15 protein-coding genes are annotated in these 16557 nt (G+C 53.0%); 1 reads left to right on the forward strand and 14 read right to left on the reverse strand.

Annotation, left to right across the window (positions count from 1 at the left end; translation table 11 throughout):
• The 14 genes from tolQ to sdhC form a co-directional block, all read right to left on the reverse strand.
• Entirely contained in the window at window positions 1-687 is a 687-nt protein-coding gene (gene tolQ / locus QNH99_RS15635; protein WP_063878797.1) for a Tol-Pal system protein TolQ, read from the reverse strand.
• Entirely contained in the window at window positions 684-1088 is a 405-nt protein-coding gene (gene ybgC, locus QNH99_RS15640; protein WP_063878796.1) for a tol-pal system-associated acyl-CoA thioesterase, read from the reverse strand. Before ybgC ends, tolQ begins: the two co-directional genes overlap by 4 nt.
• Before the next feature lie 181 nt (window positions 1089-1269).
• Window positions 1270-1563, reverse strand: coding sequence for a cyd operon protein YbgE (gene ybgE / locus QNH99_RS15645; RefSeq protein ID WP_410516899.1), 294 nt, complete (start codon window positions 1561-1563; stop codon window positions 1270-1272).
• On the reverse strand, window positions 1563-1676 hold the full coding sequence (gene cydX, locus QNH99_RS15650) for a cytochrome bd-I oxidase subunit CydX (RefSeq protein ID WP_063878794.1): 114 nt from the start codon (window positions 1674-1676) through the stop codon (window positions 1563-1565). The genes ybgE and cydX overlap by 1 nt, the downstream gene beginning before the upstream one ends.
• A 15-nt stretch (window positions 1677-1691) precedes the next feature.
• On the reverse strand, window positions 1692-2831 hold the full coding sequence (gene cydB / locus QNH99_RS15655) for a cytochrome d ubiquinol oxidase subunit II (RefSeq protein WP_063878793.1): 1140 nt from the start codon (window positions 2829-2831) through the stop codon (window positions 1692-1694).
• 11 nt (window positions 2832-2842) lie between these two features.
• Window positions 2843-4414 (reverse strand): cytochrome ubiquinol oxidase subunit I, encoded by a 1572-nt coding sequence (gene cydA, locus QNH99_RS15660; protein WP_063878792.1) that lies wholly within the window; start codon window positions 4412-4414, stop codon window positions 2843-2845.
• A gap of 630 nt (window positions 4415-5044) precedes the next feature.
• Window positions 5045-5920 carry a succinate--CoA ligase subunit alpha gene (sucD, locus tag QNH99_RS15665; RefSeq protein WP_410516900.1) on the reverse strand — a complete coding sequence of 292 codons (876 nt, stop codon included), beginning with the start codon at window positions 5918-5920 and terminating at the stop codon, window positions 5045-5047.
• A complete protein-coding gene (sucC, locus tag QNH99_RS15670; protein ID WP_013025065.1) occupies window positions 5920-7086 on the reverse strand; it encodes an ADP-forming succinate--CoA ligase subunit beta in 1167 nt (388 codons plus the stop codon). The genes sucD and sucC overlap by 1 nt, the downstream gene beginning before the upstream one ends.
• A 68-nt stretch (window positions 7087-7154) precedes the next feature.
• A complete protein-coding gene (odhB, locus tag QNH99_RS15675) occupies window positions 7155-8375 on the reverse strand; it encodes a 2-oxoglutarate dehydrogenase complex dihydrolipoyllysine-residue succinyltransferase (protein WP_109717171.1) in 1221 nt (406 codons plus the stop codon).
• Window positions 8376-8390: 15 nt separating this feature from the next.
• Window positions 8391-11198, reverse strand: coding sequence for a 2-oxoglutarate dehydrogenase E1 component (sucA, locus tag QNH99_RS15680; RefSeq protein WP_063878790.1), 2808 nt, complete (start codon window positions 11196-11198; stop codon window positions 8391-8393).
• A gap of 200 nt (window positions 11199-11398) precedes the next feature.
• Window positions 11399-12115, reverse strand: coding sequence for a succinate dehydrogenase iron-sulfur subunit (locus QNH99_RS15685; RefSeq protein WP_410516901.1), 717 nt, complete (start codon window positions 12113-12115; stop codon window positions 11399-11401).
• Between the two features lie 14 nt (window positions 12116-12129).
• On the reverse strand, window positions 12130-13896 hold the full coding sequence (gene sdhA, locus QNH99_RS15690; protein ID WP_063878788.1) for a succinate dehydrogenase flavoprotein subunit: 1767 nt from the start codon (window positions 13894-13896) through the stop codon (window positions 12130-12132).
• A complete protein-coding gene (gene sdhD, locus QNH99_RS15695; protein WP_063878787.1) occupies window positions 13897-14244 on the reverse strand; it encodes a succinate dehydrogenase membrane anchor subunit in 348 nt (115 codons plus the stop codon).
• Window positions 14238-14660, reverse strand: a complete 423-nt coding sequence (sdhC, locus tag QNH99_RS15700; RefSeq protein WP_162287606.1) for a succinate dehydrogenase cytochrome b556 subunit — start codon at window positions 14658-14660, stop codon at window positions 14238-14240. Before sdhC ends, sdhD begins: the two co-directional genes overlap by 7 nt.
• A 590-nt stretch (window positions 14661-15250) precedes the next feature.
• On the opposite strand from sdhC, the gene QNH99_RS15705 reads away from it, so the two are divergent.
• A complete protein-coding gene (locus tag QNH99_RS15705) occupies window positions 15251-16534 on the forward strand; it encodes a citrate synthase (protein WP_063878786.1) in 1284 nt (427 codons plus the stop codon).
• Window positions 16535-16557 lie beyond the last annotated feature (23 nt).

Raw genomic sequence — 16557 nt, forward strand, 5'->3', positions numbered from 1 at the left:
TTACTTAGCGCTGTCGCTGGAAAAGGCCTGACGATGCAGGATAGCCGTGAACTCTTCCATGAAGTTGTCATAGCCCTGTTCCAGTTTATTCACGCGCTGGTTCAGTCGGTTATACGCCATTACCGCTGGAATCGCCGCGAACAAACCGATGGCAGTAGCGATCAAGGCTTCTGCGATACCTGGCGCAACCATCTGCAACGTTGCCTGTTTTACTGCTCCGAGGGCAATAAAGGCATGCATGATCCCCCACACCGTACCAAACAGACCGATATACGGGCTGATGGAACCGACGGTGCCAAGGAAAGGAATATGGTTTTCCAGCGCTTCCAGCTCACGATTCATGGAAATGCGCATTGCCCTGCTCGCCCCTTCCACTGCGGCTTCAGGTGCATGGTTGTTGACTCGATGCAGACGCGCAAATTCTTTGAAACCGGCGTAAAAAATTTGCTCTGAGCCTGACAGCTCTTCGCGACGCGCCTGGCTTTCCTGATAAAGGCGAGAAAGCTCAACGCCGGACCAGAATTTGTCTTCAAAGGCGTCAGCTTCCCTTCCCGCCGCATTCAGAATACGCGTGCGCTGGATGATGATTGCCCATGAAGCAATCGAAAAGCCGATCAAAATCAACATGATAAGTTTGACCAGAAGGCTCGCCTTCAGGAACAAATCAAGAACGTTCATGTCAGTCACTGCTTGAACTCCGCGACAATAGACTTGGGAAGCGCAATCGGCTTCATTAGGTGTGGGTTGATGCAGGCAATCAGGACCTCTGCCTCATTGAGCACTTTGCCTTCTGCATTCACGATACGCTGGGTGAATGTCATCGTCGCCCGGGTCATTGATGTCACTTCGCTCTGAATTTCCAGAAGATCGTCAAGACGCGCCGCCGAAAGATAGTCCACCGTTATGCGCCGTACCACAAAAGCAATCTGCTGTTCTAACAGCGTCTGCTGATTGAAATGATGCTGACGCAACATTTCGGTACGTGCTCGTTCATAAAAAGCGATATAGCTGGCGTGATAAACCACACCACCGGCATCGGTATCTTCATAGTAGACCCGAACCGGCCAGCGAAACAGCGTTGTACTCACTCTACATCCCGGCCTCGTTTTAAACGTTGCTACTATACGCAAGACAATTGGGGTTGGGAATGGGCTGCCAGGGCCAGGAGAAAATAATTATCAGTTGGTTACAACCGGAAGGCTTTAATGGAGGCTTCTTGACCAGACGCTGAAGTAAACTCACGTTTCAGCGCGTTATGCTGCCAGGCAGTCAGAGATAAAACCGGCTCACCCCCCACAAGAGTACCACCAGGGCAGGTAAAGGGGTAAAAAAAGCGCGCCAGCGCAATCGGCGCGGCTGAAACCCGGAGCCGTGAATAATGCCCGTGCACACCGCCCAGATAAGCAACATCCCCTGCCACAGCAGAATGCCGCCCGAGCCACTGGCAAAACGTGCGGGATTCCATAACAGGCATCCCGCCAGCCAGAGTGCCAGAATCAGTGAAAGGGCCCGGAACGGACCCTTATCCATCAGACGATACGCCGTCTGAATCAACCGGCCCATCAGGGTTGCCGATCCGACGTCGCGCCGTCTTCAATATGCTCTATGGCCAGCGCCGTGATGATACCAAAGGCGCACGCCAGCAAGGTGCCAAGAATCCAGGCAAAATACCACATGTGTTGACTCCTTAATCAGTACAGTGAGTTGCTGTTGCTTTCAACATGCTCTTTGGTGATGCGGCCAAACATCTTCCAGTAACACCAACTGGTGTAAAGCAGGATGATGGGCACAAAAATTATCGCGGCAAAGGTCATGGTTTTCAGCGTCAGCAAACTGGATGTCGCATCCCACATAGTCAGACTGGTGCCCGGTACCGTGCTGGAAGGCATAATGAACGGAAACATGGCAATACCGGCCGTCATGATGACGCAGGCAAGCGTCAGTGAAGAGAACACAAACGCCCATGCGCTTTTGTTCATCCGTGAGCACAGCACCGTCAGCAGGGGCAGCACAACGCCCAGCAGTGGGAACAGCCACAACACAGGATGCTGCTGGAAATTCACCATCCAGGCACCGGCTTCACGCACCACGGTTTTGCCCAGCGGATTAGAAGCGGCATAGTGATCAAGCGTGCTGGTCACCACATAACCCGCAATACCGTACTTCACCCACAAACCAGCCAGCGCAAAACACACCATCATTACCAGTGTGGCGATCTGTGCGGTGGTACGTGAACGCAGATAGAGTTCGCCGGTTGTCCGCATTTGCAGATAGGTTGCCCCCTGCGCCAGTATCATCGCCACGCTTACCACACCGGCCAGCAGGCCAAACGGGTTCAGCAACTGGAAGAAGTTTCCGGTGTAGTAAAGGCGCATATACTCATCGGCGTGAAACGGCACGCCCTGCAACAGGTTGCCAAAAGCCACGCCAATCACCAAAGGCGGTACGAAGCTGCCGATAAAAATGCCCCAGTCCCAGGCCCCGCGCCAGCGCTTGTCTTCAATCTTTGAGCGGTAATCAAAGCCTACCGGACGGAAAAACAGCGAAGCCAGCACCAGGATCATCGCCACATAAAACCCTGAAAACGCGGCGGCATAAACCATCGGCCAGGCAGCAAACAGCGCACCACCTGCGGTAATTAACCAGACCTGGTTGCCGTCCCAGTGCGGCGCAATAGTATTAATCATTACCCGACGCTCGGTATCGGTTCGGCCTAACAGACGCGTTAACATGCCGACGCCCATATCGAAGCCATCAGTGACGGCAAAGCCTACCAGCAAAATGCCGATCAGCAGCCACCAGACAAAGCGCAGAACTTCATAATCAAACATGGCGGTTCTCCTTATCCACGTACCGGCTGAACATTTTTCGCCATCTGCTCATGGTGATAACGACCCGTTTTCAGGCTGCTTGGCCCCAGGCGGGCAAATTTAAACATCAGATACATCTCGGCCACCAGGAACAGCGTATAGAGGCCGCAAATCAGCCCCATTGAGAACAGAATATCCCCAACGGTGAGCGACGAATTCGCCACGGCCGTAGGCAGCACCTCACCTATCGCCCAGGGTTGACGGCCATATTCTGCGACAAACCACCCTGCCTCAACCGCAATCCACGGCAGCGGAATGCCATACAGCGCGGCTTTAAGTAACCAGCGATTTTTGCCGATGCGATTACGAATGACGCTCCAGAACGACAGCGCGATAACGCCGAGCAACAGCACCCCACAGAGCACCATGATACGGAAAGCAAAATACAGCGGTGCCACGCGCGGAATGGAATCCTGCGTTGCCTGTTTGATTTGCGCCTCGCTGGCATCAGAGACGTTTGGCGTATAGCGCTTCAACAGCAGGCCATAACCCAGATCTTTTTTACTGTGATTAAACGCCTCACGCACGGCCGGGTCGGTATTGCCGCTGCGCAGCGCGTTTAGCAGTGCATAGGCTTTCATGCCGTTTCGAATGCGCACTTCATGTTGGGCCATCAGTTCTTTCAGACCGGTTACGGGCGTATCCGTTGAGCGGGTAGCAATCAGCCCCAACAGATAGGGAATCTGGATGGCGTAATGATTCTGCTGCGATGCCTGATCGGGCAAACCGAACAGGGTAAACGCGGCCGGTGCGGGCTGGGTGTCCCATTCGGCTTCAATGGCAGCCAGCTTGGTTTTCTGAACATCCCCCATCTCGTAACCTGACTCATCACCCAGCACGATGACGGACAGTATGGCTGCCATACCAAAACTGGCGGCGATGGCAAAAGAGCGTTTAGCAAAAGCCAGATCTCGCCCTTTCAGTAAATACCATGCGCTGATGCCCAAAATAAACATGGCACCTGTGGTGTAACCCGACGCGACGGTGTGAACAAATTTCACCTGGGCAACCGGATTTAACACCAGCTCCGAGAAGCTCAGCATCTCCATGCGCATGGTTTCAAAATTAAACTCAGAGGCGATGGGGTTCTGCATCCAGCCGTTTGCCACCAGAATCCACAGTGCAGACATGTTGGAGCCCAGCGCCACCAGCCAGGTGACAGCCAGGTGCTGAACTTTACCCAGACGATCCCAACCGAAAAAGAACAGGCCAACAAAGGTAGACTCAAGAAAGAATGCCATTAAACCTTCAATGGCCAGCGGCGCACCAAAAATATCGCCGACATAATGAGAATAGTAAGACCAGTTGGTGCCGAACTGAAACTCCATCGTCAGCCCGGTTGCCACGCCCAGCGCAAAGTTAATACCAAATAACTTGCCCCAGAATTTCGTCATATCCTTATAAATTTGTTTACCGCTCAGCACATAGACCGTTTCCATTATTGCCAGCAAAAACGCCATACCGAGCGTTAATGGGACGAAAAGGAAATGGTACATCGCCGTTAAGGCAAACTGTAAACGCGACAGCTCGACAATATCTAGCATAATGACTCCTTGCTCCTCACCTTAACTCTGTATCCGTACAGACTGAATAAGAGTCAGGAACGACTGATTATTGATTCCAGTTTTGTCATCGACAGGACAGATCTGTGTGCGGCCTGGGATGAGGGCGTAACGGTTAACAGAAACCTGTGAAACACCAATGCAGCAGCGTGGCTCAAACGTTTGGCGGGTAATAAATGAAAAATTGATGCTTTCCCGTATTTGAACAAACGTATGAATATTTTTTTAAAAGGCTGGATTGATGCAGCGCAATTTAAGCGCTTAACCGCATCCTTTGCTAGCAGTAAAGTTTGTTATAAATGACAGAAAATTGATTTGGAATAATGAAAAGAGATGGGAAATATGTTCTCACGAAGACTTTGTTAAAAAACTGTCATCGGGTAATTTGCTTTTCTATAAATATTTAACTTTATATCTTATTGAATAACTTTTTTTGCGGCCAGGAGGAAATCCTGAGCTAAATGAATAATAGCAAACACCACAGGAATACTTAAGATTATTTTATGTTATTTATGGTCGGTACTAAAATTAACCACGCGGTGCCGTGGATTATTCAATGCAAAAACGTAAAAAAGCCACCCGAAGGTGGCTCTGTGATAATGCTCAGGCTTGTTATTTAGCTGGCAGGACGGCTTTAACGGCATCGCCGATATCAGCCAGACTGCGTACGGTTTTCACGCCTGCCGCTTCCAGCGCAGCAAACTTCTCGTCTGCTGTACCTTTACCACCGGCAATGATGGCGCCAGCGTGGCCCATACGTTTGCCTTTCGGGGCCGTTACGCCGGCAATGTAGCCGACAACCGGTTTAGTCACGAGCTCTTTAATAAAAGCAGCGGCTTCTTCTTCAGCGCTACCACCGATTTCACCGATCATGACGATCACTTCCGTCTGTGGATCGTCCTGGAACATTTTCAGGATGTCGATGAAGTTAGAACCTGGGATCGGGTCACCGCCAATACCAACGCAGGTTGACTGACCGTAACCGATATCGGTGGTCTGCTTAACGGCTTCATAGGTCAGGGTGCCTGAACGCGATACGATACCAACACGGCCCGGCTGATGAATGTGGCCCGGCATGATACCGATCTTACATTCGCCTGGGGTGATCACACCTGGGCAGTTTGGACCGATCATGCGTACGCCCGCTTCATCCAGCTTCATCTTCACGGTCAGCATGTCCAGCGTCGGGATGCCTTCGGTGATGGTGATGATCAGCTTGATACCGGCATCGATGGCTTCCAGGATACCGTCTTTGCAGAACGGTGCCGGAACATAGATGACAGTTGCCGTTGCGCCGGTCGCTTCCACCGCTTCACGTACGGTGTTAAAGACTGGCAGGCCCAGATGTGTGGTGCCGCCTTTACCTGGCGTAACGCCGCCAACCAGTTGCGTGCCGTATGCCAGCGCCTGCTCAGAGTGGAAAGTCCCTTGTCCGCCGGTGAATCCCTGGCAAATGACTTTGGTGTTTTTGTCGATCAAAATGGACATTATTTACCCTCCGCAGCAGCAACAACACGCTGTGCCGCGTCTGTCAGACTGGTTGCTGCAATGATGTTCAGACCACTGTCCGCCAGTTTCTTAGCGCCCAGTTCAGCGTTGTTACCTTCCAGACGTACCACGACCGGTACGTTAACACCCACTTCTGCTACTGCACCGATGATGCCGTCTGCGATCAGGTCGCAACGTACGATGCCGCCGAAGATGTTAACGAATACCGCTTTCACGGCGTCGTCAGACAGGATGATTTTAAAGGCTTCGGTTACGCGTTCTTTGGTCGCGCCGCCGCCCACATCCAGGAAGTTCGCTGGCTGGCCACCGTGGTGCTTAACGATGTCCATGGTACCCATAGCCAGGCCTGCGCCGTTAACCATACAACCGATGTTGCCTTCCAGCGCAACATAGTTCAGTTCCCACTGTGTCGCGTGCGCTTCACGAGGATCTTCCTGGCTTGGATCGCGCATTTCACGCAGCTCTGGCTGACGGAACAGGGCATTGCCATCGGCACCCAGTTTGCCATCCAGACAGATCAGGTCGCCCTGCTTGGTGATCACCAGCGGGTTGATCTCAACCATCGCCAGGTCACGCTCCAGGAACATGGTGGCCAGACCCATGAAAATTTTAGTGAACTGGCTGACTTGCTTACCGGTCAGGCCCAGTTTAAAGGCTAACTCACGGCCCTGATAAGGCTGTGGACCGGCCAGTGGATCAAGCGCCATTTTGTGGATCAGGTGTGGCGTTTCTTCTGCCACTTTCTCGATTTCCACGCCGCCTTCGGTCGAGGCCATAAAGATGACACGACGCGTCGCACGGTCAACCACGGCGCCCAGGTACAGCTCCTGATCGATATCGGTCGCGGCTTCAACCAGAATCTGGTTTACCGGCTGACCATTGGCGTCAGTTTGGTAAGTTACCAGACGTTTGCCCAGCCAGTTTTCGGCGAAAGCACGGATGTCTTCTTTACTGTTAACCACCTTCACACCGCCCGCTTTACCGCGGCCACCGGCATGAACCTGACATTTAACTACCCACGGGCCTGCACCGATTTTCGATGCTGCTTCTTCTGCTTCACGTGGTGTAGTACAGGCGTAGCCGGTCGGTGCTGGCATGCCATACCGTGCAAACAGCTGTTTAGCCTGGTATTCGTGTAAGTTCATGATGTTCTATCCATTCAGATCTGAAAAGAGTATTGAGGTTGGGCACGCAACGCGTGCCCAGTGATGAATCAGACATCCAGCAGCAGACGCGCCGGATCTTCCAGCATCTCTTTCACTGCGACCAGATAGCCGACAGATTCACGGCCATCGATTAAACGGTGATCGTAGGAGAGAGCCAGGTACATCATTGGCAGGATCACAACCTGACCATTGACCGCCATTGGACGATCTTTGATCGCGTGCATGCCCAGAATCGCGCTCTGTGGCGGGTTGATGATTGGCGTAGACATCAGTGAACCAAACACACCACCGTTGGTGATGGTAAAGTTACCGCCAGTCAGATCCTCAACCGTCAGCTTGCCGTCACGGCCTTTAAGAGCCAGTTCTTTAATTTTCTTCTCGATGTCAGCCATGCTTAACGCATCAACATCACGCAGTACCGGTGTCACCAGGCCACGTGGCGTAGAAACGGCAATGCTCACATCGAAGTAGTTGTGGTAAACCACATCTTCGCCATCGATAGAGGCGTTGACTTCAGGGTAACGCTTCAGCGCTTCCACGACGGCCTTGATGTAGAACGACATAAAGCCCAGACGCACACCGTGACGCTTCTCGAACGCATCGCCGTACTGCTTACGCAGGTCCATAATGGGCTTCATGTTGATTTCGTTGAAGGTCGTCAACATGGCGGTGCTGTTCTTGGCTTCCAGCAGACGCTCCGCAACACGCTTACGCAGACGCGTCATCGGTACACGTTTTTCGCTGCGGTTAGCCACTGGCTGCTGAGCAGCAGGTGCCGCCGCGGGCGCTGCGGCTTTATCTGCCTGCGGTTTGTTCGCCAGATGCTTTTCAACATCTTCACGGGTTAAACGTCCACCCACGCCGGTGCCTTTGATCTGCGAAGCATCAAGATTATGCTCGGCAATCAGGCGGCGGATAGCCGGGCTCAGTGCGTCACTGCTCTCTTCTTCCAGAGAAGCCGTCTGACGCTGAGATGGCGTCGATTCATTGCTTTCCGCTTTGGCACTGCTTTCTTTGCCAGCACTGTTGCCTTCTTTCAGGCGACCCAGGATCTGACGGGAGGTAACCGTTGCCCCTTCGTCTTCCAGCACCGCTTCCAGCACGCCATCGGCAGAAGCTGGCACTTCCAGCACGACTTTGTCAGTTTCAATTTCGACGATGACTTCATCGCGACTTACTGCATCGCCTGGTTTCTTGTGCCAGGTTGCTACTGTGGCATCTGCAACCGATTCAGGCAGGTCGGGAACGAGAATATCTACGCTACTCATTATCTTTCCTTTTAATTAATTGACGTTCAGAGCGTCATTAACCAGGTCTTGCTGCTGTTGTTGGTGTACGGACATATAACCCACGGCCGGTGAAGCCGATGCCGGGCGACCTGCATAGCGCAGCGTGGCACCGAACGGCACGACATCACGGAAATGATGCTGGCTACAGTACCAGGCGCCCTGGTTCAGCGGCTCTTCCTGGCACCAGACAAAATCCTGTACGTGAGAATAAGCTTTTAATGCTTCCTGTACCGCCTGATGCGGGAACGGGTAAAGCTGTTCGATGCGCACGATGGCAACATCGTTTTTCTCGTCTTTACGACGCTGTTCCAGCAGATCGTAGTAAACCTTACCGGAACACATCACGACGCGCTTAACGCCTTGCGGGTCCAGATCGTCGACTTCGCCAATCGCAGGCTGGAAACTGCCATTCGCCAGTTCTTCCAGAGAAGAGATAGCCAGCGGGTGACGTAACAGCGACTTCGGCGACATCACCACCAGCGGACGACGCATACCACGCAGCGCCTGACGACGCAGCATGTGATACACCTGAGCCGGTGTTGAAGGGACACAAACCTGCATGTTCTGCTCGGCGCAGAGTTGCAGATAGCGTTCCAGACGTGCAGAGGAGTGCTCCGGGCCCTGACCTTCGTAGCCATGCGGCAGTAACATCACCAGGCCACACATACGGCCCCACTTCTGTTCGCCAGAGCTGATGAACTGGTCAATAACAACCTGAGCACCGTTAGCAAAGTCACCAAACTGCGCTTCCCAGATGGTCAGCACGCGTGGCTCTGCAGTGGCATAGCCATATTCAAACGCCAGCACCGCTTCTTCAGACAGGACCGAGTCCCACACTTTGAACTCGCCCTGACTGTTATGAATATGATGCAGCGGCGTATAGGTTGAGCCGTTCGCCTGGTTGTGAACAACTGCATGGCGATGGAAGAAGGTACCGCGACCGGAGTCTTCACCCGAGAGGCGAACCGGAATCCCTTCATCAACCAGGGTTGCGTAGGCCAGATTTTCTGCACCGCCCCAGTCGAACGCTTTCTCGCCTTCGGCCATCAGCTTACGATCGTTGTAAATCTTGGCAACGCGTGCCTGTACTTCAATCTGTTCAGGGACCTGGCTGATGCGTAATGCCAGTTCCTTCAGGCGTTTCATGTCAACCTGTGCCGGGTAAGGCTCATCCCACTCGTGGTTCAGGTAAGGCGACCACGTGAACGAATGCAGGCTCATTGGACGCCATTCAGGCACCACGCATTCGCCCGCATCGAGCGCATCGCGGTACAGATTCACCATTTCAGTGGCATCTTCCTGAGAGGCAACACCTTCACCTTCCAGACGATCGGCGTAGATTTTACGCGGCGTCGGATGCTTTTTGATTTTCTGGTACATCAACGGCTGCGTTGCACTTGGCTCATCCGCTTCGTTGTGACCATGACGGCGATAGCACACCAGATCGATAAACACATCGCGTTTAAAGGTATTGCGATAGTCCAGCGCCAGACGTGTTACAAAAGCCACTGCTTCCGGGTCGTCAGCATTGACGTGGAAAATCGGGGCCAGCACCATTTTGCCGATGTCAGTACAGTACGGGGTTGAACGCGCGTCTTTCGGGTTGGAGGTGGTAAAACCAACCTGGTTGTTAATGACGATGCGAACCGTACCGCCGACTTCATAGCCGCGCGCCTGAGACATGTTCAGCGTTTCCTGAACGACGCCCTGGCCAATAACCGCAGCATCACCGTGAATGGTGATAGGCAGCACTTTATTACTGACCGGCTCAGCCAGACGATCCAGACGAGCACGCACCGATCCCATGACCACCGGGCTGACAATTTCCAGGTGAGACGGGTTAAACGCCAGCGCCAGATGCACCAGGCCGCCTTCGGTTTCAATATCCGAAGAGAAGCCCATGTGATATTTCACATCACCAGTGCCCAGATGCTCTTTGTGCTTGCCAGAGAATTCGTCAAACAGATCCTGTGGCTTTTTACCCAGTACGTTAATCAGTACGTTAAGACGGCCGCGGTGCGCCATCCCCAGTACCACTTCACGTGTGCCGTTTTTGCCCGCATGACGAATCATTTCGCGCAGCATCGGCACCAGCGCATCACCGCCTTCCAGCGAGAAGCGTTTCGCACCCGGGAATTTCGCGCCCAGATATTTTTCAAGGCCTTCTGCCGCGGTCAGCTCTTTCAGGAAACCTTTTTTCTCTTCACCACTGAATGAGGTCTGGCTTGCACCGGATTCAATACGCTGTTGAATCCAGCGTTTCTCTTCGGTGTTATTGATGTGCATGTATTCTGCACCAATAGAGCCACAGTAAGTCTGCTTCAGCGCGTCGAACAGATCGGCCAGCTTCATGGTTTCTTTGCCAATGGCAAAAGAACCTACGTTAAAGCTTTCCTGAAAATCGGCGTCGGTCAGATCGTGAAAGGCGGGATCGAGATCGGCAACACGGTCCTGTTTCCACAGGCCAAGCGGATCGAGATTGGCTTCCTGATGTCCGCGAAAACGAAACGCGTTTATCAGTTGCAGCACTTTCACTTGTTTGGAGTTGGTTGCCGGATCGGTGACTGAGGAGGTGTAACGAGATGCGTCTTTCGCCAGGCGACGGAAATATTCGCGAGTCGCGGAGTGGAACTGCTCAGGTTTCACTCCCGTGCCTGGTAACTGTTGGAACATCGAGCGCCACACTGCATCCACAGAGTCAGGATCGGTCAGGAAATCCTCATAGAGTTGCTCTATGTAAGACTGATTCGCGCCGGCCAGCCAGGAGGAGTCCAGCCAGGGCTTCATCGCGCTGTTCTGCATTGTGATCCCTTAAGCAATGTTATGCTTTTTTGAGGTTTCATTTGTTGCCGCTTTCGCGGTTAGCCGTAGTGAGTTCAGCGATACGAGCACTGTGCGCAGCGCGCGCCCGGCCCGTAAGGGAACCTTTGTAAACGTGGTCGGAACCGCGTTTACAGAGGCTTCCGTAAAACACCGGGAACCTGAGGTTCCCGGTGGTACAACTAGGCGCCGCGTTGCAGCAGCATCGACTTGATATGGCCGATAGCGCGCGTTGGGTTAAGCCCTTTAGGACAAACACTTACACAGTTCATGATGCTGTGGCAGCGGAAAACGCTGAAGGCATCACTCAGATTATCCAGACGCACATCGGTTTCGGTGTCGCGGCTGTCAATCAGGAAACGGTAAGCGGCCAGCAGGCCTGCAGGACCGATGAACTTGTCCGGGTTCCACCAGAACGACGGGCAAGAGGTGGAGCAGCAGGCGCAGAGGATGCACTCATACAATCCATCCAGATGTGCACGCTCGCCCGGCGACTGCAGATGCTCACGCGCTGGCGGGTTTTCACCGTCGTTTAATAAGAAAGGCTTAATTTTCTCATACTGGGCATAAAACTGCCCCATGTCCACCACCAGGTCGCGCACCACAGGCAGGCCAGGCAGAGGACGGATAACGATTTTCTGCTTGCCGTTGCCCAGTGCCGAAACCGGCGTGATGCAGGCCAGGCCGTTTTTACCGTTCATGTTCAGACCGTCTGAACCGCACACGCCTTCACGGCATGAGCGACGGAACGCCAGCGTAGGATCTTTCTCTTTCAGACGGATCAACGCATCCAGCAGCATCATGTCACGGCCGTCTTCCGCTTCCAGGGTATAGTCCTGCATCCGCGGTTTGTCATCGACATCCGGATTGTAACGATAGATCGAAAATTCAAGTCTCATGATGATCTCCGCAATTAGTAGGTACGCGCTTTAGGCGGGAAGGCCGCACGCAGTTTCGGTTGCATGTTCACCTCACGGCGCGTCATGCTTTCCGTTTGCGGAACATAGAGGCTATGGCACAGCCAGTTTGCATCATCACGTTCCGGATAATCGAAACGGCTGTGTGCGCCACGGCTCTCGGTGCGGTAGTTGGCCGCCACAGCAGTGGCGTAAGCCGTTTCCATCAGGTTGTCCAGCTCAAGGCACTCAATACGTTGGGTATTGAAGTCAGGTGAACGGTCATCCAGACGGGCCGACTTCAGACGCTCACGGATCTCTTTCAGCTCAGCAAGCCCTTCACGCATCGCATCGCCTTCGCGGAAGACCGAGAAGTTGTTCTGCATACAGCGCTGCAACGCTTTACGGATTTCAACCGGATCTTCACCCGTCGTGTTGTTTTCCCAGCGATTGAAGCGCGCCATCGCAGCATCAATGTTTTCCTGGTTGGCTTCGCGCAGTTCGCCCTGCTCTTCCAGACACTCAAGCAAATGCACGCCAGCCGCACGGCCAAATACCACCAGGTCCAGCAGCGAGTTACCGCCCAGACGGTTGGCGCCGTGTACTGATACGCAGGCGATTTCGCCCACGGCGAACAGGCCCGGGATCACTTCATCTTCGCCCTGCTCGTTAACGCGCAGCGCCTGGCCCGTCACTTTGGTCGGCACGCCGCCCATCATGTAGTGGCAGGTTGGAATGACCGGAATCGGCTCTTTAATTGGGTCAACGTGAGCAAAGGTACGGGACAGCTCAAGGATACCTGGCAGACGGGATTCCAGCACTTCCGCGCCCAGGTGATCAAGTTTCAGCTTGATATGCGGGCCCCATGGACCTTCACAACCGCGACCTTCACGGATTTCCACCATCATCGAACGCGCCACAACGTCACGACCGGCGAGGTCTTTGGCGTTAGGGGCATAGCGCTCCATGAAACGCTCACCGTGTTTGTTGAGCAGATAACCGCCTTCACCACGACAACCTTCTGTGACCAGTACACCTGCACCGGCAATACCGGTCGGGTGAAACTGCCACATTTCCATGTCCTGCACGGGCACGCCAGCGCGCAGCGCCATGCCGACACCGTCGCCGGTATTGATGTGGGCGTTCGTGGTGGACTGATAAATACGTCCTGCACCGCCGGTCGCCAGAATGGTGGCTTTCGCTTTGAAGTAGACCGTTTCGCCGGTTTCCATGCAGATTGCCGTACAGCCTACAATCGCACCGTCGTCATTCTTCACCAGATCCAGCGCATACCATTCGGAAAAGATCGTCGTTTTATTTTTCAGGTTCTGCTGATACAGCGTATGCAGCAGAGCGTGGCCAGTACGGTCGGCCGCTGCGGCAGTTCGCGCCGCCTGCTCACCGCCGAAGTTTTTCGACTGACCACCAAACGGACGCTGATACACGCGACCGTCATCAAGACGGGAGAATGGCAGACCCATATGCTCCAGTTCCAGAATCGCTTCCGGGCCGACGTGACACATGTATTCAATGGCGTCCTGGTCACCGATATAGTCGGAACCTTTGACGGTATCGTACATATGCCATTCCCAGTTATCTTCATGGGTATTACCCAGCGCAACGGTGATACCGCCCTGCGCGGATACCGTATGAGAACGGGTCGGGAAGACTTTAGACAACAGGGCACAGGTCTGGCCCGATTGGGAGATTTGCAGTGCCGCGCGCATACCTGCGCCGCCTGCGCCGATTACCACGGCATCAAATTCTCTGATTGGTAAACTCATTTACACACCCCACACCACAACAAATCCATAAATAGCATATGACAACAGCGCCACTACGATAACCAACTGTAACAGCAGACGCGCCGCCACGGATTTAACGTAGTCCGTTAACACCTGCCACATACCAATCCAGCCGTGGATCAGAATGGAAAACAGCGTCAGGAGCGTGAACACTTTTGTAAATGCAGAGGCGAAGAAGCCACGCCAGATGTCATACGTTAGCGTGTCTGTCATCACCACGAAACCAAGGATGTAGATGATGTAAAGCGTAATGAGGATTGCCGACGCGCGCAGCAACAGCCAGTCCTGAATGCCATTGCGACCCAACGCGGATGCATTGCTTACCATACGAGGACTCCTGCTAAAATTGAAAGCACGACAGTAATACCAAACGTCACCTGCGCAGAAAGCTTACCCGCTTCCAGCGTTTCGGCCAGATAACCAAAATCCATTAACATATGACGTATCCCGCCCACTGCATGATAGGCCAGCGCAGTTAAAATGCCCCACATGATAAACTTCGCAAAGAAGCCATTCATGATAGACGCTGCGTGCTGGAAACCTTCAGGAGAAGAGAGAGAAAGACCGAGAAGCCATAACAGGATGCCGAGAGCAACCAGAGTGATGACGCCGGAGACGCGATGAAGAATGGACGATATTGCAGTAACGGGAAACCGGATCGTCGAGAGATCCAAGTTGACAGGTCTTTGTTTTTTCACGGTTTTGCCCACACAGCTCTTTTTTATTTTGCTTCCTCCGGACATAAGACCTGAACCGCAACGCTGTTCAGACTTTATCCGTCACCAAAATAGCAACATCCAGTGTTAAATGACGTGGTACAAACGCTGGGTGGCTCCTGGTGTCAGGGTATTCCGGAGACCTGGCCGGAAGTATAGGACGATCACATTCTGATTACAATTCCCCTACAAACTCTTTGGAGAATTTTGGGTGGAACAGTGATCATTCTCACGTTTTTCACAATTCATACAAATTTAATTATCTGATTTGACAATAGTTCAACAATTCAGTTACAAACTAATCCGATAAAATCCTATGATGCACAAAAGTTATGGGGATACACTTTCTCCTAAGCTTAAGTTATGTAACATTGCCAGTAACAGTTTTTAAAACCATCAGGTTATTGGTTACAAAGAAGTTATGTCCTGACCGGATCTTTAACAACCGCGATATGCACATGTCACGGCTTTACATTTCCTGTGGAACGCGCCTCTCACTCTGTACCCTTCACTGCTTATAATGCAGAGTGACACCGTGAAGTACTGCCTAAATGCAACATGCACGCGTTTCAGGTGTCGAAAGATCCTTACCTGCCCAAGGCGCTATGGAGACGAAAATGACAGATAAAAAAGTGACGCTAACCCTACCCGACGAAAAGCCTATTGAACTGAGTGTGTTACAAGGCACGCTGGGCCAGGATGTCGTTGATGTCCGCGAACTGGGTTCTAACGGCCTGTTTACCTTCGATCCTGGTTTCACGTCTACAGCGTCCTGCGAATCAAAAATTACCTTTATCGATGGCGATGAAGGTATCCTGCTTCACCGTGGCTTCCCAATTGACCAGTTGGCAACCCACTCAAACTACCTTGAAGTGTGTTATATCCTGCTGAATGGTGAAGCACCGTCGCAGGAACAGTTCGAAGACTTTAAAGTCACCGTTACCCGCCACACCATGATTCATGAGCAGATTACGCGTCTGTTCCACGGCTTCCGCCGCGATTCGCACCCAATGGCCGTGATGTGCGGCGTGACCGGCGCACTGGCGGCGTTTTATCACGACTCGCTGGACGTGAACATTGAACGCCATCGCGAAATCGCCGCGTTCCGCCTGCTGTCGAAAATGCCTACCATGGCAGCGATGTGTTACAAGTATTCAATCGGTCAGCCGTTCGTTTATCCACGTAACGACCTTTCTTACGCGGGTAACTTCCTGCACATGATGTTTGCGACACCTTGCGAAGAATACAAGGTTAACCCTGTGCTTGAACGCGCCATGGATCGCATTCTGATTCTGCATGCCGATCATGAGCAGAACGCATCCACCTCTACCGTGCGTACCGCCGGTTCGTCTGGCGCTAACCCGTTTGCCTGTATCGCTGCAGGTATCGCCTCCCTGTGGGGACCGGCGCACGGTGGCGCAAACGAAGCCTGTCTGCGCATGCTGGAAGAGATCAGCACAGTTGAGCACATTCCAGAATTCGTACGTCGTGCAAAAGACAAAAACGACTCCTTCCGCCTGATGGGCTTTGGTCATCGCGTTTACAAAAACTATGACCCACGCGCAACCGTCATGCGTGAAACCTGTCATGAAGTGCTGAACGAGCTGGGCATGAAAGATGACCTGCTGGAAGTGGCGCTGGAGCTGGAACACATTGCGCTGAACGACCCGTACTTCATCGAGCGTAAACTCTATCCAAACGTGGACTTCTACTCCGGTATTATCCTGAAAGCCATGGGCATTCCGTCTTCCATGTTTACCGTGATTTTTGCCATGGCTCGTACCGTTGGCTGGATCGCCCACTGGAAAGAGATGCACGACGAAGGCATGAAAATTGCCCGTCCTCGTCAGCTGTATACCGGTTATACCGAGCGCGACTTTACGTCACAGCTGGATAAATAAGCCTGTCGCCTGGGCGAATATCG

The organism is Pantoea allii (genome assembly GCF_046529425.1).
GTDB classification, from domain to species: Bacteria; Pseudomonadota; Gammaproteobacteria; order Enterobacterales; family Enterobacteriaceae; genus Pantoea; species Pantoea allii.